This is a genomic window from Deltaproteobacteria bacterium, assembly GCA_016930875.1.
Taxonomy (GTDB): Bacteria; Desulfobacterota; Desulfobacteria; order Desulfobacterales.
In genome coordinates this window covers 30661-53488 of the sequence record JAFGFW010000026.1, presented here as the reverse complement: position 1 = coordinate 53488, position 22828 = coordinate 30661, and the positions used below count along the sequence as shown (strand labels likewise).

Annotated in this window: 18 protein-coding genes; 13 read left to right on the top strand and 5 right to left on the bottom strand. The window is 49.1% G+C overall.

The annotated features are described in order from the left end of the window. Positions 1-7: 7 nt before the first annotated feature. The 3 genes from JW883_02870 to JW883_02860 all read right to left on the bottom strand — a co-directional run bounded on the left by JW883_02870 (position 8) and on the right by JW883_02860 (position 5114). Entirely contained in the window at positions 8-1918 is a 1911-nt protein-coding gene (locus JW883_02870; protein MBN1841209.1) for a response regulator, read from the bottom strand. Next, positions 1902-4100, bottom strand: a complete 2199-nt coding sequence (locus JW883_02865; GenBank protein ID MBN1841208.1) for an HDOD domain-containing protein — start codon at positions 4098-4100, stop codon at positions 1902-1904. Before JW883_02865 ends, JW883_02870 begins: the two co-directional genes overlap by 17 nt. 339 nt (positions 4101-4439) lie before the next feature. Next, positions 4440-5114, bottom strand: coding sequence for an adenylate kinase (locus JW883_02860; GenBank protein ID MBN1841207.1), 675 nt, complete (start codon positions 5112-5114; stop codon positions 4440-4442). A 219-nt stretch (positions 5115-5333) separates the two neighbouring features. On the opposite strand from JW883_02860, the gene rplM reads away from it, so the two are divergent. The 5 genes from rplM to truA all read left to right on the top strand — a co-directional run bounded on the left by rplM (position 5334) and on the right by truA (position 8537). Next, positions 5334-5765: a 50S ribosomal protein L13 gene (gene rplM, locus JW883_02855; protein MBN1841206.1), complete on the top strand. Its 432-nt coding sequence runs from the start codon at positions 5334-5336 to the stop codon at positions 5763-5765. Positions 5766-5781: 16 nt separating this feature from the next. Next, positions 5782-6171, top strand: a complete 390-nt coding sequence (rpsI, locus tag JW883_02850) for a 30S ribosomal protein S9 (GenBank protein MBN1841205.1) — start codon at positions 5782-5784, stop codon at positions 6169-6171. Between the two features lie 90 nt (positions 6172-6261). Further along, complete coding sequence (gene infA, locus JW883_02845; GenBank protein ID MBN1841204.1) at positions 6262-6486, top strand: translation initiation factor IF-1; 225 nt, start codon at positions 6262-6264, stop codon at positions 6484-6486. A gap of 223 nt (positions 6487-6709) precedes the next feature. Beyond that, a complete protein-coding gene (locus JW883_02840; protein MBN1841203.1) occupies positions 6710-7750 on the top strand; it encodes an N-acetyl-gamma-glutamyl-phosphate reductase in 1041 nt (346 codons plus the stop codon). 22 nt (positions 7751-7772) lie between these two features. Next, positions 7773-8537, top strand: coding sequence for a tRNA pseudouridine(38-40) synthase TruA (gene truA, locus JW883_02835; GenBank protein MBN1841202.1), 765 nt, complete (start codon positions 7773-7775; stop codon positions 8535-8537). Positions 8538-8565: 28 nt separating this feature from the next. Here the strand turns inward: truA and JW883_02830 are convergent, their stop codons facing one another. Further along, on the bottom strand, positions 8566-10827 hold the full coding sequence (locus JW883_02830) for a chloride channel protein (GenBank protein MBN1841201.1): 2262 nt from the start codon (positions 10825-10827) through the stop codon (positions 8566-8568). Between the two features lie 201 nt (positions 10828-11028). Between JW883_02830 and JW883_02825 the strand changes: the two genes are divergently transcribed. Continuing rightward, complete coding sequence (locus tag JW883_02825; GenBank protein MBN1841200.1) at positions 11029-12222, top strand: pyridoxal phosphate-dependent aminotransferase; 1194 nt, start codon at positions 11029-11031, stop codon at positions 12220-12222. Between the two features lie 67 nt (positions 12223-12289). On the opposite strand, the gene JW883_02820 is transcribed toward JW883_02825, so the two are convergent. Further along, entirely contained in the window at positions 12290-12568 is a 279-nt protein-coding gene (locus JW883_02820) for a PxxKW family cysteine-rich protein (GenBank protein MBN1841199.1), read from the bottom strand. A 291-nt stretch (positions 12569-12859) separates the two neighbouring features. On the opposite strand from JW883_02820, the gene JW883_02815 reads away from it, so the two are divergent. The 7 genes from JW883_02815 to JW883_02785 all read left to right on the top strand — a co-directional run bounded on the left by JW883_02815 (position 12860) and on the right by JW883_02785 (position 22790). Continuing rightward, positions 12860-14071, top strand: coding sequence for a type II secretion system F family protein (locus tag JW883_02815; protein MBN1841198.1), 1212 nt, complete (start codon positions 12860-12862; stop codon positions 14069-14071). A gap of 70 nt (positions 14072-14141) precedes the next feature. Then, the gene (locus JW883_02810; protein MBN1841197.1) at positions 14142-15761 is read left to right on the top strand and encodes a PAS domain S-box protein; all 1620 of its coding nucleotides are present in this window, start codon (positions 14142-14144) and stop codon (positions 15759-15761) included. A 61-nt stretch (positions 15762-15822) separates the two neighbouring features. Next, positions 15823-17298, top strand: coding sequence for a lysine--tRNA ligase (gene lysS, locus JW883_02805; protein ID MBN1841196.1), 1476 nt, complete (start codon positions 15823-15825; stop codon positions 17296-17298). 276 nt (positions 17299-17574) lie between these two features. Then, positions 17575-18831, top strand: coding sequence for a lipoprotein-releasing ABC transporter permease subunit (locus JW883_02800; GenBank protein ID MBN1841195.1), 1257 nt, complete (start codon positions 17575-17577; stop codon positions 18829-18831). Continuing rightward, complete coding sequence (locus tag JW883_02795) at positions 18824-19513, top strand: ABC transporter ATP-binding protein (GenBank protein MBN1841194.1); 690 nt, start codon at positions 18824-18826, stop codon at positions 19511-19513. Before JW883_02800 ends, JW883_02795 begins: the two co-directional genes overlap by 8 nt. A gap of 80 nt (positions 19514-19593) precedes the next feature. Further along, complete coding sequence (bamA, locus tag JW883_02790) at positions 19594-22158, top strand: outer membrane protein assembly factor BamA (protein ID MBN1841193.1); 2565 nt, start codon at positions 19594-19596, stop codon at positions 22156-22158. 62 nt (positions 22159-22220) lie between these two features. After that, positions 22221-22790: an OmpH family outer membrane protein gene (locus tag JW883_02785; protein MBN1841192.1), complete on the top strand. Its 570-nt coding sequence runs from the start codon at positions 22221-22223 to the stop codon at positions 22788-22790. The last annotated feature ends 38 nt before the right edge of the window (positions 22791-22828 follow it).

Here is a 22828-nt window from a genome sequence, read left to right as displayed (position 1 = left end):
GCATTGGTCAACCGCTTAGGACCTGTCGTATGGTATGGGAGAGCTGTGTTGCGGAAAAAGGTTTTTGAATAAACCCGTCACAACCCCGAGCCAGTATCTCACTTGCCTCACCTTCCACGCTATAGCCGCTTGATAGAAGGACTTTGACTTGAGGTTGGATCTCTTTCATTTTGTCGTAGGCCTCACCGCCCCCCATGTCCGGCATGATCATATCGAGAATGACCATATCGATTTTCCCCTTGTTTTTTTCATAGACCTCTACCGCTTCTTTGCCGGATCTTGCCAGAAACACCTCATAACCCATTTCTTCCAGGATTTCCTGGCCAATGTCAATGATGATGTCTTCGTCATCCACAAGAAGCACAGACTCGGTTCCTCGCATGAGGGAAACGGGAAGGTCAGGTTGTTCCGGGATCTCCTTTTCCGAGACGGGGAGATAAATGTCAAAGGTCGTTCCTTCCCCCTTTTTGCTGTCAACAGCAATGATACCGGCATGATTCTTGATGATACCATAGGCTGAAGCAAGTCCAAGGCCCGTGCCTCTGCCCATTTCCTTTGTGGTAAAGAACGGCTCAAACACCCTGCTTCTAGTGGCCTCATCCATGCCTGTGCCTGTGTCTCTAACAGATATCTTCACATAATTGCCCGGCTTGGCGCCAAAGGGTCTGACATCCTCCCCCTGGAGCGGAACATTCTTGGTTTGAATGTATAACCTCCCCCCTCCAGGCATTGCGTGCCATGAATTGACGAAAAGGTTTACCATTACCTGCTCTATCTGGCCCCGGTCCACTTCTGATGTCCAGATATCTTTCTGGTAGCTCGTATGAATCACTATCTCTTTCTTGGTCCTGCCAAACATCTGGGCGCTATTGTCGATCAACTCGTTCAGATTGGTTGGTTTGGCTTCATATTTCCCGCCCCTTGCAAAACCCAACAGTTGCTTGGTAAGACTGGCGCCGCTTTCGACTATACTCTCAATGCCCTTAAGATGTTCGAAGTGTGGGTGGTCAGAACTGATGTTTAGAAGCATCAAAGAAGTTCGCCCCTGAATACCCATGAGTAGGTTGTTGAAGTCATGAGCAATACCTCCGGCAAGGGTTCCGACTGCTTGGATCTTCTGTGTTTGCGCAAGCTGGGTTTCCAATTTCCGTTGCTCGGTGACGTCTTTCAAGGCTCCCACTGTCCCGGTGACGTTTCCATGTGAATCCAGATTGGGGGCGGCGCTCATGCCAAAGAGACGGGAAGATCCGTCTTTGTGTATCAGCTCGCAGGATGCGTCTCTGATAGTCTCATACTCGTCTTCCACCCGCCTGAAGAGCCGGAGACAATGGCCAGGAGCCTCTTTTCCGGCAAAGTCCGCAAAACGCTTGCCTAGTACTTCATCGGTCTTGTGTCCCAAGACCCTTTCCCATGCAGGATTGACATAGGTGAAGGAGCCGTCCAGTCCCAAGGTGTAAATGATGTCCGGCGAATTATTGACGAGACATTGATATCGCTTTTCTGATAACTCTAGCTTTCCGTTAATAATCTCATATTCCTTCTTGAGTCTTTTCTGGTCCAGGGCATTTTTTACCCTTTTGAGTAATTGGTCAAACTCAAATGGCTTTCTGAGATAGTCGTAGGCCCCTTTTCTCAAAGATCCAACTGCCGAGTCCACAGAGGCATGACCAGTGATGACGATTACGAGCGTATCCAGCTTTTGTTTGTTGATAAGGTCCATGACCTCGAGGCCATTCATGTCAGGCATAACTATGTCCAGAAGGACAAGGTCAATATGTTGCTTGACAAGGCATTGCAGGGCTTGTTGGCCGCTGTACGCTGTTTTGGTCTTATAACCCTCATTGCCTAAGAGGATCTTCAGGCTGTCGCACATACGAGGTTCGTCGTCGACTATCAGAATCTCAGGTGTGTAGGCCATCCTTACCTCCACCGGTTATCCTATGTTCTTTTCTGATCGGCAGAATAATCCTAAAGGTTGTTCCGGTCTTATCGCTGCTTTCGCAAGTAATGGCGCCATTCAATTCTTTAATAATATTGTACGCAACGGACAAACCGAGCCCGGCGTGTTCGCCCTTTTTTGAGGTAACGAAGGGTTCGAAGAGCCGCGACCTTATAGTGTCGGGAATCCCGTGTCCTTCGTCCCGGATACTTATATCCACAGAGTCAAAAGCGTCTTGCAGGCCTTCCTGTGATTGTTCCCCCAATGTCTTTGGGGCGCACTCCGTAACGATGTAAAGGTTCCCTCCCCGGGGCATCGCTTCCACGGCATTCTTCACAAGGTTAATGAAGACCTGCTTTAGGGCGTTTTTTTCCGAATGAATGGTCGGCAAGGAAGGCTCCAGCTCGAGATGGACATTTATCTTGGCGTCCAACATGAAGGGTTCGCGTGTGATTTTGACAAGGTCGGACAGAAGTGCATTTACGTTTACAGGTTCGGTCTGCCTGGCTTCGGGTTCGGAAAAATCAGATAGTCTATCAACGATGAGAGCCACACGATCGAGCTCCTCGCTGATGATCTTTAGTTCCTCCTGAGCAGGATCTTCACCAGACAATTTCAGTCCGAGAATCTTGATGTAGTTCTTAATGATTCCCAAGGGGTTGTTCACCTCGTGAGCCACTTTCCTGGCAATGGCCGAAGCTGCTGCCAAACGCTCGGACTGAACCAGTCTTGATTGAGCCTGTCTCATGTTATCGGCATGAAGGGCCAGGGCTGCTTGGTTGGCAAGCATGGTCAAAAGGTTTATCTGTTTGCACAAACTGGCCCCCCTGGCCTGCCCGATGCCCAGCAGTATTACTCCTACAGCCTGTTTATTGGCGATCATGGGGAGGCACAGGATTCCTTCTCTTTGAACCAATCGAATGATCTGATTGTCAATAATCGCAAGATCCACTTTTTTGAGATGGCCAAAGGAGTCCAGAGGAATTCTCTGTTTAAGGGATTGAACCGGAAGACAGTTCTTTGTTTGAAGAGAAATAACCAATTCCTTGACAAGATTTTCTTGCGTTGATTCCAGTCCCTCTTTGGCAACCAGAGCATCTCTCTTGTGGTCGTGGAGCAGAAATAGGATGCGGTTCACATCAAATAGAACCTGGATGCCCTGGCTGACAATTTCGAGGATCGATTTTTGCTCGCCGGCTTCCAAAAGGTTCCGAAGGGTGCCTTGAAGCAGGGAAGCGTCCCTTACACTGCGAACCAAGCCAAGTTCCTTTTGATGAGCATTGTCAGAAAGAGGGGATTGGGGAACTTCAGGCGACTCAATTTCCATGCCCAATGACTGCGCTATTTGCTCAACCTGATCTTTGCCCTGCGCCAAAAGATCTTCAACATCGGAGCGGGAAAATCCAAAAACCTCCTGGGCGATCTTGAATGTGAGGTCGTCCTGATCAACAGGATCTCTGCTCAGGGCATTGGCCACGAAGACAATCTTGACCAGCGGCAGAGCGTCAAGGATTCTGGCCACTGGTTCATGATGGTAAAGAACCGCATCGGCCATAAACGATTGCAGGTGCCACTTCTCGATCATCCATGCCCCTACCTCTGCGTGCGTGGCCCCAAGATGCGTTTCCTCGACCTGGGGTAAGTCGGCCTTATTATTACATGATTTCAATATGTTAGTATACTCAGCGGGGAAGTTGACGAACAAAACCAACTTTCCTATGTCGTGAAGGAGTCCGGCCAAGAACGCCTCTTCAGGGGAGCCGTGCGAGGTCTTTTTGGCGATCAACTCGGCTATGATGGCACACAGCAGAGAGTGGTGCCAGAACTGCTTCAGCTTGAAGGCGCCGTTGCCCTTAGCTTTGCCAAAAACCTGGAAGACGGCGGCGCTTATGGCCACATTCTTGATGGCATCCGTGCCCAGCAAGAGCAAGGCCTGTTCTATGTTGGTCACTCTACTCGCTAGACCATAATGAGAAGAGTTGACCATTCTCATGACCTTGGCGCACAACGAAGGATCTTTATCAATTATCCGGGAAATATCCTTAATTGTACATCCCTGGCTATTGCAGGCTTCAACAAGCCTTAGCAGAATATGGGGAAGCGTGGGGAGGTTCTTGGATGTCCTGATTCTATCGAAAAGCCGGTCTGTACGCGGTTTCATTTTCTACAACAATCCCGCCAATCCAAGGTTTTTTTGTGCAGTGATACAAATCTAACCATTAATAATATCTAACTGGTGGCCAGATGTCAATTTTTTGGGGATCCTGAAATTATTTCTGAGTAGCTTGCAGGATGTTGAGGAGCCACTCACGCGAGACGTAATTGCGAGAAATACCAAGAATATGTTTTAGTTGTGACTTTGTGCCGTGCAGTTGGCGAGGTTTTTGAGCGGAAACGCATTAAATGAGCCGTAATATGTGCCTGCCTGGAAACAGACCCTTCCGGGCAGGCACATGACTTAATAAAATCGTAAAACGATTCTATGATTTGTTAAGGCACCTTAGAGCTTTGACATCAACTCCGCTGTCACTTCCTTAACGCCAGGCGCTCCATCAAGTGTAATATATTTAATCTTTTCGTTTTTTTCGGCAATGTCTTTAAAATAATAGGCTGCGGCCATTGTGCCGGTTCCCGTGTCATAGTAGATGCTGTGACGTTTGTTGATGGCCTCTTCGTCCTGGTCATCGGACCGGCTTGTCAGGTCACCACCGCACACCCGGCACTTGTCGCCATCGGGTTTTATGGCGTCGATGAAAATGTTGTTAGGATGATTGTTGTCGTTAACGCACAACCTGCGTCCCATAATGCGGTCCTTGGCGATTTCTCGATCCAGAATTACTTCGATTATTACGTCCAGGTCCAAGCTGGCGGCTTTGAGGGCTTCATCCAGCTTTATAGCCTGCTCCTTGTTTCTGGGAAACCCATCCAGAAGCCATCCATTCTTGCAGTCGTCTTGTTTTAGACGGTCAAGAATCATCGGGATGGTGATCTCATCCGGCACCAATTCCCCGCGGTCAATATACTCTTTGGCCTTGACGCCGATTTCCGTGCCTTTCCCGATATTATCACGGAATATCGCACCCGATTCAATGTGGGGCAGGTTATATTTCTCCTTCACGATGGCTCCCTGGGTTCCCTTGCCACTACCGTTTGGTCCAAAGGTCAAAATGTTCATAGATCTCTCCTTTCTTGTCTAGGTTTAAGCGCAGACGCGTATCTAGGACTTGCCCGGAACGTTGGACTTAGCTTATTGTGATTGAATCCAGTACAAAAACAGAGGGCTTTTGTCAAGCAATTTGAGGGCTGGACCTTATTTTTTCTCTTGACATTGCAAGACAGCGGGATTAAAAAAATAAATTTTCAAGCTTTCGAGAGTAGGAAGAAGAAAGATCCGATGATGAAAACTTACAGCGCAAAGTCCAAGGAAGTGGACAGAAAATGGTACGTTGTTGATGCCAAGGGGCAAGTATTAGGGCGTCTGGCAAGCTTCATTGCCACTCGCCTCCGGGGAAAGCACAAGCCCATCTATACGCCCCATGTAGATACCGGAGACCACGTCATAGTGGTCAACGCCGCCAAGGTCGCTCTCACCGGCAGGAAGTGGGACCAGAAGGTCTACTATCGCCACAGCGGTTACATGGGGGGGCTCAAATCTACGACTGCCAATCAGCTTTTGCAGAAGCGCCCTGGGGATTTGATCGTCTACGCGGTTCGTGGGATGCTTCCCAAAAACAGACTTGGGCGCCAGATGTTGAGAAAGCTGAAGGTTTACGCTGGCTCGGACCATCCGCATACGGCGCAGCAACCAGAACAAATACAGATGTAAGGTGTAGGAGTCATTCATGGCCGAATCCTATTACGGAACGGGAAAACGCAAAACCGCCATAGCCAGAACATGGCTGAAACCTGGAACCGGGACCATAACCATTAATAGGCGGCTGATTGATGATTATTTTGGCAGAGAGACCGCCAAGATGATCGTGGAACAGCCTCTTGTGCTGACTGATACATACGGGAGCTTTGACGTGAACGTCAATGTTTCTGGTGGTGGTATGTCCGGACAGGCTGCTGCCATTCGGCATGGCATCACCAAGGCTTTGCTTAAGGTCAAACCGGAATTCAGACTGGTCTTGAAGAAAGCAGGCTTTGTGACCCGCGATCCCAGGATCAAAGAAAGGAAGAAATACGGTCAAAAAGGGGCTAGGGCCCACTTCCAGTATTCAAAACGTTAGTTCCATGTATTGAGGAATTGCGCAGCCGCTTGAAATAGCGGGAGTTTCCTGGAATTATGCCTATGCCCGACAAAAGGGGGTGAATTGATTGTGGCCAAAGAAGAAGCAATTGAAGTACGCGGTAAAGTCATTCAGGACATGTCCCACGGCACCTACAGGGTGGAACTGGAAAACAAACATCGGATACTTGCGCATCCTTGTGGAAAGATGCGGAAATATTCAATAAAGATCCTGCCAGGGGACACGGTCACCGTTGAGCTTTCACCATATGACCTGTCGCGAGGAAGGATTACATACCGCTTCAGCGGCAGGTAGCCCAAGAGAGACTCGTGTTCAGTCATTGTTTTTCTTTCCCGGTCGTTTTCTCCCTTCATACCTTCTCATTCCCCGCAGACAGGCTTCCTAGAGGTCGCCTCCTTTGTCTGGTACGTTCAAAATCATGTTTTAGTTTGACATGGCTGCGATTTTGATCTTTGATCCAGAGCAGACGTGTCAAGGAATCCGGGTGTAAACACACCAGGTCTTTCGGAGGGGTAACATGCCTGTCAGGACAGCAGTTATCGGAGCAACCGGCTATGCTGGGGCTGAGCTAGTAAGGATTTTGTCAGGTCATCCTCTTTCAGAATTGACCATGATTACTTCTCGCCAGTATGCGGGCGCTCTTTTTTCGGATATATATCCGGCCATGGCTGGAATTGTGAATTTGAGGTGCCAGGCTTTCTCGGAAAATGCTGTGTCTCAAGGGGCAGACGTGATCTTTACCGCGCTGCCTCACAAAGCGTCAATGGGTATCGTGCCAGGTCTCATTGATCAAGGCAAGAAGGTCATTGATCTTAGCGCAGATTTCAGGTTTAAGGACCCTGCGATTTATGAGGCATGGTATGAACCTCATCAGGCAAAGGACTTGCTTAAGTCGGCTGTGTACGGGCTTGCCGAGATCTACGGTGATCGTATTCGCAACGCCTCACTTGTGGGAAACCCCGGTTGTTATCCCACCAGCGTCCTTCTTCCGTTGCTTCCTCTGGTGAAGGCGCCTTTTGTGGACTTGCACAACATGGTCGCGGATTCCAAGTCGGGCGCAAGTGGCGCGGGACGGTCGGTGAGCCTTGCCTCCCTTTTTTGTGAAGTCAATGAGGGCTTTAAGGCGTACAAGGTGGCCGAACATCGCCACAACCCGGAAATGGACGAGATATTGAGCCTTTTTTCCGGACGTGCTGTCCGCATCACCTTCACACCCCACTTGGTCCCTATGACGCGGGGGATGCTAACCACGATTTATATAGGCCTGAAAAAGCCTGTGTCTACCGAAGACGTCGCATCATGCCTTGATTCATTTTATGCAAACAAGCCTTTTGTCCGCCTTTGTCGACCTGGCGGATTTCCGAACACCACGCACGTGAGAGGGACAAACTACTGCGACATCGGGTTCAAGGTGGCCCAGCACACGAGACGATTGATCATGGTGTCAGCTATAGACAACCTCGTAAAGGGGGCCTCCGGCCAGGCGGTGCAGAACATGAACATAATGCTGGGATTCCCTGAAACAGCGGGTTTGGATCATGTTCCGTTTCCTCTATAGAGCAGTGAGCTAAAGTCGCTGCATGCAGAACTTCAAGCTCATTATCGAATACGACGGCACGACCTATCATGGCTGGCAGCGCCAGAAGGATGTCCCCACGGTTCAGGGAACCATTGAGGCTGCCCTGGAAACAATGACCGGCCGTTTGGTGACAGTCATCGGATCCGGGCGCACAGATGCCGGAGTGCATGCACTGAACCAGGTCGCCCACTTCTTCGTCGACACAAGACTGACCCCTGAGATCTTCATCAGAGGCCTGAATGGCCTTCTGCCCGGAGATATCGTGATCAAAGACTGCCAAGTAGTTGCTCGTTCGTTCCATGCTCGATACGATGCCTGGAGCAAGGCCTACGACTATTACATCTGGAATAGACCTATCCCTGCCGCCCTTTTTCGGCAGTATGCCTGGCATGTCAAAAAAAGTCTAAACCTCAATACTATGAGAAAAGCCATGTCTTGCCTGAAGGGCAAGCACGACTTCTCAGCCTTTCAAGCGACTGGTAGCCCCAGGTTCCATGCGGTTCGCACTGTTATGAATGTGAGCTTGACGGCAAACGAAGCTGATGGTCACCTGGTTTTCAGCATTGAGGCTGACGGATTCTTGCGCTGCATGGTGCGCAACATCGTGGGTACCATAGTGGACGTGGGGACGGGGAGGGTCTCGCCAGAGGAGTTTGAGAATATCTTAATGTCAAAAGACCGCAAACAGGCTGGGATGACGGCGCCTCCTCATGGTTTGTTCCTGAGGGAAGTTAAATACGGACCATCCCTTTCTGAAGCAGCATAGCTGCGTTGCATAAGATCGCGCAGCGATCTTATCCCTTTTCCCTGACGATTTTTTTTATGAAGATATCATCATAGGCAGACATGATATCCCTTCGCCTGATTACGCCAAGAAGGCTTTTGGGGTTGCGTCTGCCCACCACAGGGAGCACGGAAAAATCCCCCTGGACGATTCTGGTAAGGGCCAGAAACAGGCTATCATCTTCGGTTACGGTGACCAGGTCGCAGGTTGCAATGTCTTGCGCCGTCAATGTTTTTTCCTCATCTGCATTAAAGGCCTTCTGGCAGTCCGACAAAGAAAGGATACCGATCAACCGGCCAAGTGCGTCTAGCACAGCAAAGCTGTTGTGCTTGCTATGATAAATGAGTTCCCTCAGGTCTTTCAGTGGCATCTCTGCCCTGATAGTCTCGATGTCTCGCTTCATCGCCTCCCGCACAGGTATGTTCTTCAGCAGGCTGATCTCACGATCTGATTCAATGTCTATTTTTTGGTGGCTCGATTTGATTTCCTCGACCTTCATATTATAGTGTTGAATTACCTCCATACGATCCAACATGCCCAGCAGAATCCTGTGGTCTTCATCCTTGACAACAGGGAGCCTGTGAAGATTGCGAATCGTGAATTTCTTGAGCACCTCATTGAGGTCTTCAGAGGGTGTTGTCACGATGATATCCGGGTTGGCGATATCCTTCATGACCACAAGATCTCCAATTTCCTGATCAAATATGATTTCTCGAATGTCGTTAATGGAAAATATGCCGGTCAGCATATTTTCCTTGTTTACGACTGGGAAATAGTGCTGATCTGTTGAAGAGAACATCTTTCTGAAGGCGACCAGCGGCATGTCTTCAGGGACCAGCTTCACTTTTCTCACTTGGTGGAGAAGCTCTTTGACCCTAATTGTGCCAAGCACGTCCACGAAGAAGTCGCCGCGGTGCGCATTGGAGTCCAACCTGCTTGGCACCTGTTGTACATAGATCGTCCATTTTCGCGAAAGCAAGTAGACGAGCGAGCAAACCAGCAGGCTAGGTAGGAGCAGGTGATATGAATTGGTCACCTCGCTGACAAAGATAATGGTCGAAATTGGTGTATTGGATACAGCTGCAAAAAATCCTGCCATGCCGACTACCACAAAGGCGCCAGGCTCCGTCACAATGCCCGGAATGATGGCATGAAAGATCCTGCCAACAGCCCCTCCAAAGGCGCCGCCAATGACGATAGAAGGGCCGAATACGCCGCCGCTGCCCCCTGAGCCGATGGAAAAAGAAGTTGTCATTATCTTTCCGAAGGCCAGGCCAAGAAGGAGGAGCGTGGGGATCTCGTTATTTAGCGCCATTTGGGCAAAGCCGTAGCCAAAGGACAAGGCCTGAGGGAGAAAAAACCCGATGGCACCGGTGCAAAGCCCGCCGATAGCAGGTTTAATGTGATTTGGAATTTTCAGCGCCTTGGCGATGCGATGCACGCCGTAAAACGATTTAATGTATAGGATTGCACCTCCCACCAGGATGAATGCAAGCACAATGTACGGGCCCAGTTCCAAAGGATTTTGAAAGGCAAAATCTTGAGACTCAAACAGAGAGCCCCATCCACACACGAGACAGAAGACACAGTAAGCAACGACTGAAGCAATGCCTGCAGGGATGATCACCTCGGCTTCAAATTCAGGGTTCCGGTACAGAACCTCGGCAGCAAAAAGCGCCCCTGCCAGGGGGGCACGAAAGATGCTTCCCACGCCGGCTCCAATGCCTGCAGCCAGCATGATGCGACGATCTCGGTCAGAGAGCTTCAGCCTTGTGGCAAGATATGAGCCAAAACCAGCCCCGATTTGGGCGATCGGCCCCTCCCGACCTCCGGAACCCCCGGAGGTTATGGTGACCGCAGAGGCGATAGTCTTGATAAATGGTATCCTTCCGCGGACAAACCCTCCCTTATTGTGATAGGAATCAATGGCCGCATCTGTCCCGTGGCCCTCTGCCTCAGGCGCAAAGGTGTAGACAAGCCATCCGCTTATGATCCCTCCTAAGGCAGGGAGGAAAAAAAGCATCCAGCGATTAAAGGGGGTTTGTGACGGCGCAAAGAGGTGTCCCTCTCCGGCGGGAATGGGAGGCCGGTAACCGGCCATCTGATCCATGAAGACGTGTGAACCCAACTGGCAAAGATAATGAAAGGCAATGGAGCCCAGACCGGCGATAAGTCCTATCAGGACGTAATAGAATATCCATTTCCCTGCGGTGTTGATGCGGGCGGTTCTTGACTTAAGATTGAAATATGTTGACCGTATTTTCTTTTTCAAAGAGAATTGCCATTTGGTTCAAGGTTTGGTAGATACCCTATAGCTGTTCGCTATTCGAAAACCGATTATGAATTTAATTTATAATGACGCTTGTACCTTCGGTCAAGCGAAAAGCCAAATAGTGCAACACTAGTTCCTTCAAGTACTAGATTGCCAAAATCGTGCACTGAACTTTTAAGACACCGCACTAGGGAGGTCATTATGCTCCTGTCCCAGCGAATCAGCGTAATCAAGCCATCTCCGACCCTGGCCATAAATGCCAAGGCAGTGTCCATGCGACAGCAAGGCGTGGATGTGATCAGCTTTGGTGTTGGAGAGCCGGATTTCGATACCCCCAAGCACATTAGGCAGGCGGCCGTGCGTGCAATGGAGGAGGGCTTCACACGGTACACTGCGGCAGGGGGCATGCCTGAGCTCAAAGATGCGATCATAGAGAAATTCAGGGAGGACAACAATTTGACCTATGAGCGTGATGCGGTCATGGTTTCGTGCGGAGGCAAACACGTGCTCTATAACCTGGCCCAGGCTATCTTAGACCCGGGCGACGAGGTGGTCATCCCTGCCCCATACTGGGTCTCTTATCCCCCTATAGTGGTCCTTGCCGGTGCAGAACCTGTGATTGTGGAAACAGCAGAGGCCAATGATTTTAAGGTGTCCCCTGAAGCCCTTGAGGAGGCCATCACTGCCCGAACGAAGCTTCTGATTCTTAACAGCCCCTCCAATCCGACCGGGTCGGTTTACACCAAATCGGAACTGGAAGCACTGGGAGAGGTCGTCCTGAGACATGACATCTCGGTTGTTTCAGATGAAATCTACGAAAAACTGATTTTCGACGAAAAGCCCTTCTGCGGCATCGCGCAAGTTAGCGATGAACTCAAAGCAAGGACTTTTGTCGTAAACGGATTATCCAAAACCTATGCCATGACAGGCTGGCGTATCGGATACGTGGCCGGAGACAGACAGGTTATTGCAGGGATGACAAAAATCCAGAGCCAGAGCACCTCAAACCCCAATTCCATAGCTCAGAGGGCTGCCATAGTTGCGCTAAATGGCCCGCAGGACTTGGTGCAGGACATGCTTCAGGTCTTTGACGAGAGGCGCAGGTACCTCGTTGAACGATTGAATGCTATGCCCGGCATCCATTGCAATATGCCCAGCGGAGCCTTTTATGCCTTTCCTTATGTTAGCCATTATTTCAAAGCGAACCTGGATGGGAAGAACGTCGAGGGCTCCAGCGATCTATGTGAATACCTCTTGACAGAGGCCCGGGTTGCCCTTGTGCCAGGGGCTGCTTTTGGCGCTGACGATTTTGTGAGGGTTTCCTATGCAACAAGTCTTGAGGTCATCAAAGAGGGGCTTGACAGGATAGGGGAGGCCCTTCGGAAGCTGACGTAGTTATTGGTCAACAGTCAGCAGAATTGATCTGAACCACTGACCGTTGACCAATGACTGATGAGAGCCTCTAGCGGGCATTGCGCTTGGATGCCTTGAGCGGGTTGATTTTGCCAGTTTCGGTTTTGGCTGTGCTTTTCACATGTGTAGCGAGGTTGCATTTGCCGTTTTTCCATTTGAGGGAAGGATCAGGGCAGGCAGTGCAGTACCATCCGGAAGGGAATTCGATAGTGCGGCCACATCCATGACATTCTTCTACGGTCTTATGACAGTTGCCGCCGTTAAAGGAACAACCATTCTTCGTCATAAATACGCATTCCACCCCCGGCTTTACAGTTGTACAGTCCATCGGAATCACCTCCTTACTTCTTGTTGAGTTTTGAGCGCTTTGAATGCAAACTTTATTTATATATCAAATTCATTCTAATCTGTCAACAATTTTCTAACCTTCGTTTGGGGAAATCCCAAATTCAAATATGCAAATTTCAAACAAATTCGAATGACCGAAATAGAGCTTTTGAGACGTCGCACTGGGATTCACATTGGAACGTCTCTTGCATATGCTAAGTGTTCATGATACCAAAATAGAGATCTTGGACTACCCTGTTTTGGAAACATCCAATAGTAAGGAGAGATACTTATGCCAATTTATGTGTGGCAAGGACAAGACAGAAAGGGCGCAATCCAGAAGGGCGAAACAGAGGCCCCTGACGAGGCTGCGGTGCGGGCCCAGTTGCGCCGTATGCATATCAAGTCTACGAAGATCAAGAAAAAGCCCAAAGACTTGTTTGAAAACGTTTCCTTCCTGCAACCCAAAGTGCAATCTGCCGATGTGGTGGTATTTTCAAGGCAATTTGCAACTATGATTAGCGCCGGCCTTCCGCTCATTCAATGTCTTGACATCCTGCAGTCCCAGCAAGAAAATAAGATGTTTAAGAAAATACTGAAGGAGATCAAGGAGAATGTGGAGTCTGGCTCTACACTCGCAGAGGCGTTGGGGAAGTACCCTCAGACGTTTGATGATCTTTTTGTTAACATGGTTGCGGCAGGCGAGACGGGTGGCATTCTTGATACGATTCTGGATCGACTTTCCGCATACATGGAAAAGGCTATGAAACTCAAAAAACAGGTGAAGTCGGCCATGACTTATCCTATTATCGTCCTTATTATTGCCGTTTTGGTAATTGGCGTGATCTTGGTCTTCGTGATCCCGGTTTTTGAAAAGATGTTTGCTGATTTTGGCGGGGCCCTTCCCGCACCGACACAGATTGTCGTGAGCTTAAGCAGGTTTGTCAAGGGCAATATCCTTTACATGATTGGCGTTCTAGTAGCTTTTGTCTTTGCCTTCAGGCGATTCTATAAGACTGAAAAAGGCCGAGTTCTGGTCGATGACTATATGCTTAAGTTACCCGTCTTTGGCATGCTTCTGCGTAAGGTGGCCGTAGCCAAATTCACTCGCACGCTCGGCACCATGGTTAGCAGCGGGGTGCCGATCTTGGACGCCCTTGATATCGTGGCAAGGACTTCAGGCAACAAGACCGTTGAGTCGGCTATCTTCAAGGTCCGATGGGCTATTAGCGAGGGACAAACAATGGCTGGTCCTCTGGCAGAAAGCGGTGTGTTCCCGTCCATGGTTTGTCAGATGGTGGCAGTAGGAGAGTCAACAGGGGCCTTGGATGCCATGCTGTCAAAGATAGCTGACTACTATGATGATGAGGTTGATGCTGCAGTTGACAGCCTGACTTCCATGATCGAGCCCTTTATGATGGTCTTTTTGGGTGTTACCATCGGCGGGTTGGTGGTTTCCATGTATCTACCTATCTTCAAAATGGCCGGTATGGTTGGCGACTAAGGCAGTGGCTGGAGTCACTTCTAACGCACTGATGTCACATGGATATACGGCTAGGAGACTCCAGTGGTTGATGTTTTTGCGAGTCGTATTTACCACTTTCCTGCTGGGCTCCACTGTCATCGTCCAGTTCAAGGATCGTGAATCACTTATTGCCCCCCCTCTTCTTGTACTCTATGGCCTCATTGGCACTGTCTATGTTCTCACTTTTCTCTATGTTGTGATCTTCAAACGACTGGGGCCAACTGTCAGCTTCACATATGCGCAGATTGGTCTTGATACTTTGCTCGTGACCTTGCTCATCTACCTAACGGGTGGCATTGCCAGTGTCTTTTCTTTTCTCTATCTAGTCGTCATTGTTTACGCAAGCATTCTTCTTTACAAGAAAGGGAGCCTCACCATGGCCACCCTGTGCAGCATTCAGTACGGGGTCATGATAGACTTGGAGTACTATGGCATTTTGGAGCCGTTTTATACCCAAGCAAGTTTGAGTGTTCAGGCATATGAGGGGTCGTTCGTCATCTACAAGATCGTTATGACTGTGCTGGCCTGTTTCTTGGTCGCTTTCTTGAGCAGCTATCTTGCTCAGCAGACCGTTAGGAGCGAGAGAGAACTCGAGGCCAAACAGAAGGACTTTCGACAGTTAGAGGCCTTTAACGCCAGTATTGTGCACAGTATGGACAGTGGGTTGCTAACGTTGGACGTGGCAGGTGCGATTACTTCCTTCAACACCGCGGCCGAGAGAATAACAGGCTTTGCGCGGGCCGAAGTTTTGGGAAAGCCACTGGCAACGATTTTTTCGGAGGTAGTTCAGCGATATGACACATCTGCAGAATCCCATCAAAAGGGGCCATATCGTCACGATGTGACGTTTAGAAAAAGTGATGGGACTGTTGGTTACCTTGGTTTTTCAGTGTCTTCATTGCGAGAACGTGGCGGGAGGGCCATCGGCAAATTGCTGATTTTTCAAGATCTAACGGCCATGAAGATCATGGAGTCCCATGTCAAGAGGGTGGAGAAGCTGGCCGCTGTCGGAGAGATGGCGGCTGGCATAGCCCATGAAATAAAAAACCCACTTGCATCCATGACTGGCTCGATCCAGCTTTTGAAGGGTCAAGTTGGCATGACGTCAGTTACAGAAAAGCTTATGCAGATTGTCCTGAGAGAAGCCGATAGGCTCAATGTCCTGGCAAATGATTTTCTCCTGTTTGCACGTCCCAGTTCAGGCAAAGTCGAACCCGTGGAGCTTAGTTCCGCTATCGAGGAGACCCTGGAGTTATTTGAGCAGGATGCTATTTGCCGGAACAGAATAAAGGTAGCGCGGCGCTTGGCCCCTAACATATGGACCAAAATGGATCCTAAGCATATACGTCAGATCCTGTGGAACCTGCTCTTAAACGCTGCCGAGGCAGTTGATGGAACGGGTTCTGTTGAAGTCGCATCTGAAGTCGTGGAAGACATGGCACAAATCTCAATTAACGACGATGGCTGTGGCATGTCGGAAGAGACGCAAAAAAACATCTTTGATCCCTTCTTTACCACCAGGGCACAAGGCACGGGTTTAGGCCTTTCAATTGTCCACAGGCTTCTGGAATCCTACGGCGGACGTATTAACGTCGAGAGTCGAGAAAGCCTGGGAACCACATTTGTCCTGTGCCTGGAGAGAATAGAATCTCCAGGCGTTTTACCTTGACACATAGAGACAAATGGGTTAGCAAAAATCCTTTAATATCCTGGTGAGGTGCGGCTGTACTGTGGACGAGACGAGTGAAGTTGTTCGCCAACGACGAGAAAAAGCACAGGCCTTGGTGGATGAAGGGGTTGAGCTTTATCCCAATGATTTTAAGCTTTCCCACACGGTCGAGAGCGTAAGAGAGTACATTCGCAAACAAAAAGAAGACGTGGACGATACGGCCGTTTTTTCGATGGCTGGCCGTATCATAGGGCGCAGGTCCTTTGGAAGAGCCACTTTCCTCCATTTCAGGGACTCCACCGGTCAACTTCAGGCCTACGTAAAGCAAGACGAAATTGGGCAGAAAGCCTATGACTTGTTCAAGAAATTCGATATTGGCGACTTCATAGCGATCAAGGGTACCGTATTTCTTACCAAAACAGGGGAATGGACTATTTTTGCCAAAGAGATTCGTCTGCTGTCAAAGGCGATTAGGCCATTGCCCGAAAAATTCCACGGGCTAAAGGATACAGAGAAACGCTACCGCCAGAGGTATCTTGACCTCGTCATGAATCCTGAAGTTCGGGCTATCTTTGTCAACAGGGCCCGGATCATTCAGACCTTCAGGGAGTTCCTACTGGAGCGAGATTTCTTGGAGGTCGAGACTCCCATGATGCAGCCATTACCCGGAGGAGCTGAGGCCACGCCTTTTAAGACCTTTCACAATGCCTTGGGAGTCGAACTCTTCCTGCGTATTGCACCTGAGCTTTACCTGAAGCGATTGGTCATTGGTGGAGTTGAAAGGGTTTTCGAGATAAACAGGAATTTCAGGAACGAAGGTATTTCAACGCAGCACAATCCGGAATTCACTATGCTGGAGTTCTATGTTGCTTACGCCACTTACGAAGATCTTATGACTCTGACAGAGGAGATGTTTAGGTTCGTAACCCAGCGTGTTTTGGGCGTCTCCGGTTTTACATACCAGGGGAAGAAGATAGACATGGAAGGACCGTGGCGCCGACTATCATTGAAGGATGCACTGAGTGAACTGGGCGGTGTTGATCCCTCTGCGTTCAATGATCGGGAGCGATTGCTCGATTTTGCCAAATCCAAAGGGATTCAGGTCACAAAAGTGAGGCGGCTGGGAAAAATCCTTACAAAGCTGTTCGATGTGCTGGTCGAACCCAAGCTGATCGAGCCCACTTTTATTGTGGACTATCCAGTGGAGATCTCTCCGCTTGCCAGGAGGAGCGCCTCGGACCCCGAGTTGGCCGAGCGATTTGAGCTATTCATTGGAGGCAGTGAGATTGCCAACGGGTTCTCAGAACTCAATGATCCGGTTGACCAGAAAAAGCGCTTTCTGGATCAGGTTGCAGATCGCGACGAGGGTGATGAAGAAGCTCACCACATGGACGAAGATTACGTGCTAGCTCTCGAATACGGCATGCCTCCCACCGCTGGTGAAGGTATTGGCATTGATCGATTTGTCATGTTGCTGACCGATGTGCCCTCCATCCGCGAGGTGATCCTTTTTCCCCAGTTGAAGAGCAGAACTTAGTTTGCTTCGCTCCAGATTGGAATGTTGGAATACAAGAATGTTGGAATATTGCCTGCCTGTCGGCAGACAGGGGTCCTGGGCAAATGGTCCGCCGGAGGCGGATTGACAGGAGAATCAAAAAATGGGAAACTTTCTTCAAGAATCAACCCCGCTAAAGACGGGATCTTCGAGATTCCAATATACCAGCATTTCATTTTTCCAGATGCGAGGCATACATCCAAGCCTCAACGGCTCCCTGTAAATTCAATATGTTGTAGAAATTACGAGACGTAAACCATGTCTTTTGAACTCTTTGTGAGCTTTCGATACCTTCGGGCCAAACGAAAGCAGGCCTTTATTTCAATTAACACGTTTATATCGGTTGCCGGAGTTATGCTGGGTGTTATGGCCATGATGGTTGTTCTGGCCGTCATGACAGGGTTTGGAGCTGATATCAAATCAAAAATACTGGGAATGAACGCTCATATCCGAGTTATGAGCAGAAGTGGCGAGCTGGCACAGTATGGCGACGTCACGAAAAAAATTGAGGCGGTGGAGGGGATAGAGGCCGCAGCTCCTTTCATTCACAGCCAGATCATGCTTCGCTGCGGATCCTGCGTTTCCGGCGCAGTCTTGAAGGGTATCGATCCTTTGAGAGCGGGTCGCGTGTTGGACCTGGAAAAGAGTATGAAGGGGAGCGATTTACAAGCCTTGGCAAGCATGGAGGACCCACAGACTGACACGGGAACGGGTTTTCCTCCGGGAATCATCTTGGGAAAGGAGCTTGCCAGGCTGCTCATGGCAAATCCGGGAGACGATCTTCACGCCATCTCACCGTTAAGTGGCAGCCTGGCGCCCCTTGGGGCTCGAGTGCCTCATATGAAGAGATTCAGGGTCGTTGGTCTCTTCAATTCGGGGATGTATGACTACGACACATCATTTGCCTATGTTTCTATCGAAGCAGCGCAGCAACTCTTGAGGCTTAAAGACTCTGTTCATGGCATTGAGGTGAAAGTAGACGACATCTACCGTGTTGATAAGATCTCCGGCAGAATTCTAGAGAGTCTAGGCGCTGGTTATTGGACTCAGGACTGGATGCAGATGAACAAGAATTTCTTCTCGGCGTTGAAACTTGAGAAGGTCGTGATGTCTATTATCCTGGTTTTGATTATTCTGGTTGCTGCTTTTAATATCATCAGTACTTTGATTATGATGGTCATGGAAAAAAGAAAAGACATTGCCATTCTAAAGTCTATGGGCGCAACAGGAAAGAGCATAAGGAGAATTTTCGTGATGGATGGTCTCATAATTGGTGCGTTGGGCACTATCCTTGGGTTGATGGGAGGAGGTATCCTCTGTTTTCTGCTAAAGAAATATCAATTTGTTGAACTTCCGAGCGATGTCTACTATATCTCCACGCTGCCCGTTAGAGTGCAGGTCCTTGACGTAATCCTTGTTGCTTTGTCGGCTGTGGCCATTAGTTTTCTAGCTACCCTTTATCCGTCATATCAGGCTTCCCGGTTGGAGCCAGCCTCAGCGATCAGATATGAGTAGCCAGGAACCTTTGATAAAGGTGGCAGACGTCAACAAGTCGTTCGTCACAAATGGTAACCGGGTAGATGTATTACGGAGTGTGTGTTTGCAAATATGGCATGGAGAGATGGTCGCCATAGTGGGCGCTTCCGGTGTGGGCAAGTCGACCTTACTTCATGTGCTGGGGACTCTGGAGCGACCTGACTCGGGGGAGGTTTTCTTTGAAGGGAAAAACGTTTTTGATTACGATGATGAAGGGCTGGCCTCTTTTCGCAATCAGACCATTGGCTTTGTTTTCCAGTTCCACCATCTGCTCCCGGAGTTTAACGCCTTGGAAAACGCAATGATGCCTGCCTTGATCAAGGGCGTGAGTGCTAAGAAGGCATGCGAACTGGCTGAAGGCATCTTGGTGCGAATGGGCCTCAAGGATAGACTCAAACACGCGGTGGGCGAACTTTCAGGTGGAGAGCAACAGAGGGTTGCTGTAGCAAGATCTTTGGTGTTAAAACCAATAATTCTGTTGGCGGACGAACCCACTGGCAATTTGGATCCCAGAACCAGTGAAACCATTCATGACCTCTTGATGTCATTAAACCGCGATGATGGAATAACAGCCGTGATTGTGACTCACAACATGAAGTTAGCTGAGAGACTGTCTCGCCAGATGACCCTGATAGATGGCAAGGCGGTACCGATAGGTTAAAGGCCGCTATGTTCAGACGATGTTTACTGATCACTCTTTTTCTGTTTTCCTTCCAGACGACAGTCATGGCCCAGGAGGCTGTGCGTGTCTTAGTTTTTCCATTTGATGTGCATGCGCATGAAAGCCTTGATTCCCTTAAGGACCGGATTCGGAGACTGGTTTCCCAGCAACTGACGGATGAAGGGGTTACAGTGGTGGAGCCCCTGGCCCTGGCTGAGGCAGCGCCAAAGAAGACCGAAGGCCTTGGTCTGAAGTATTTCCGGGATATGGGGGTTGATACGGCAGCCGACTTTGTCGTGCTCGGAAGTTTCACGCAGATTGGAACAAGGTACAGCCTGGATGCCAAGGTTATAGAATCCTTCGGGAAGACCCCTCCACAGACGCTTTATGTGGAAGGGGAGGGCATTGAGAACCTCCTAGATTCTGTTCGGAGGCTGGCGCAGGACATCGGCATTAGGATATTCAAGCGAGAGCAAGTGGCAGAGGTCGTGATAGCAGGAAACAAACGGATAGAAGCCGAAGCTATCAAGAGAGTTCTTAAGATCAAGAATGGTGATATCTATTTGGCAAAGGTCCTCAGAGATGATGTGAAATCAATTTATAAGATGGGTTATTTTGGTGATATTCGCGTGGACGTCAGCAGCACACCTGAGGGGAAGGTGGTTACCTTTGAGGTTGAAGAAAAGGAAACAATACGCCACATAATGATAAGAGGGAACAGGAAATTCGATGATGAAGAGATCAAGGAGATTGTTGGCACGAGACCGGGGTCTATCTTGAATGTCAACACGCTTCAGAGCGACCTGGGGGAAATTAGGAGGCTTTACAAGGAAAAAGGTTATCACCAGGTCGAAGTTAGTTACGAGATAGAGTCTGTGTCAGAGAATCGTGCCAATGTTGAGTTTGTCATTGAAGAGGGTGGAAAGGTTTTTGTCAAGACCATCTCTTTTGAGGGAAACAGCGCCTATGATGACGATATGTTGAAGGGTCTGATGAAGACAAAAGAGAAGGGTTTCTTTTCGTGGATTACCTCATCAGGGGATTTGGATCGTGAGGTCCTGGAGCAAGACATATCAAAGATAGCTGCTTATTATCACAATCATGGATATATTCAGGCAAGAGTTGGCGAACCTCATCTTACTTATGAGAAGAACCGGATTGATGTCGCTGTCAAGATAGAAGAGGGGCCCCAGTTTAAGGTTGGAAAGGTGAAGATTGAAGGCGATCTGATTCAGCCGGAAGAGACGTTGCTTGAGAACATACGGATCAACAAGGAAAAGATGTATAACCGAGAAGTGTTAAGGGCAGACATCCTTGCTTTGGGCGACCTTTACTCCGACGAGGGTTATGCATACGCAGATATTTCTCCACGTATTGCCCAGGAGCTCGAAGAACATAGGACCAATATCACTTATGTCATAAACAAGGGGCCGCCGGTCTATTTTGAAAGGATCATTATTGCGGGTAATACCAAGACGCGTGATAAGGTCCTTCGTAGAGAGTTAAATGTGTACGAGCAGGAACTCTTTAGCGGGAAACGTTTAAAGAGGGGGACACGAAACCTTTATCGCCTTGATTATTTTGAAGACATAAAGCTCGATACCACACAGGGAACCGCAGAAGATAAGATGGTTGTCAAGATCGATGTGACCGAGAAGCCCACCGGCGCATTCAGCTTTGGCGGCGGGTACAGCTCAGTGGATCGCTTGTTTTGTATGGTATCGATTTCACAGAGGAACCTGTTTGGCAGAGGACAGACCTTGGGCCTCAGGGGCCAGCTTGGCAGCAGAACCTCCACTTACACATTCAGCTTCACCGAACCATGGCTTTTTGATATTCCTCTGACAGCCGGTGTTGATCTTTACAACACGGACAAGGACTACGATACCTATGACAAAGACAGCATTGGGGCAACTTTTCGGGCCAGCTATCCGGTCTTTGATTATAGCAGGGCATATTTGTCTTATAACTATGACCGGGCTGAGATCGAAAATCTTACGAGTGACGCTTCGACTTCCATCCAGGAATTCAAAGGGACAAATATCGGGCATACTGTGACCGGCACAATACGCCGGGATTCAAGGGATCGGATTTTCAACGCCACGCGGGGTTCGGACAACAGCCTTACAGTGAAACATGCAGGAACACCCTTTGGCGGAGATATTGGGTTTACCAAGTATATTGCGGACTCTGGATGGTATATCCCCCTCTTCTGGGATACAGTCGGCGTGCTACATGGCCGCACTGGCTTCATTAACGGGGACGCTGCCGGCAAAGTGCCCACATGGGAGCGTTTTTACTTAGGCGGCATGGGGTCGGTGCGTGGTTATGACTGGCGAGAGATCAGTCCGAGGGACCCGGCAACGGATGATAAGATCGGTGGGAACAAGATGGTGCAGTTTAACGTGGAGTTTCTCTTTCCGATCATAAAGAAATCCGGGTTGAGAGGAGTTCTTTTCTACGATACGGGAAATGTCTATGATAATGGAGAGAGCCTAAACCTCGGGAGCCTTAGAAAGAGCATAGGTTATGGGTTTCGGTGGTACTCACCCATAGGACCGATACGTTTGGAGTATGGCTACATCCTGGATTCTGAACGCAAAGGCGAAGGTGGATGGGAGTTTACCATGGGTATGGCGTTTTAGTCATTGGCCATCGCTACCCGATACCAATGACCAGTGACTAATTACCAACAAGGAGGTTATTCATGAAGATGCGCAACGTAGTCTCAGTTTTTGCCCTTTTTCTGTTTTTCTTTTGTGGAACCGCTTTCGGGGCAGAGGTGGCGAAGATAGGGATTATCGATTTCCAGAGAGTCATTGATACATCCAATGCCGGCAAACGATCAGCAGTTGAGATTAAGAGTCAAGGAATGAAGATGGAGCAGGTCCTGAAAGAGAAGGAGGCTGAGGTTGAAGAGCTAAAGAAGACTTTGGAACAGAAGGCTTTGGTCATGAGCCAAGAGGCCCGTGAGGAGAAAGAGCGGAGCCTGCGGATCAAAATGAACGACTTAAGATCCCTCCGAAAACGGTATCTGGACATATTGAAAGAACTGAACCTTAAGCTTTCCGATCGGATCAAAAAAGACGTTTTTCAGATTGTTGAAGACATAGGAAAGCAAGGGGGCTACCTGCTGATTCTTGAACACCGGCTGGGAGGTGTTGTCTATGCGCCCAATGCCATTGACATTACGGATAAGGTCATAGAGGAATATAATGCCCTGGATGCGAAACGTCAGAAAGAGGAGAATCCAGCTTCAGAATCGAAGAAGGAATAGGGTGGCATTTGAGAACTTCCACAAATAACAAGTTACGA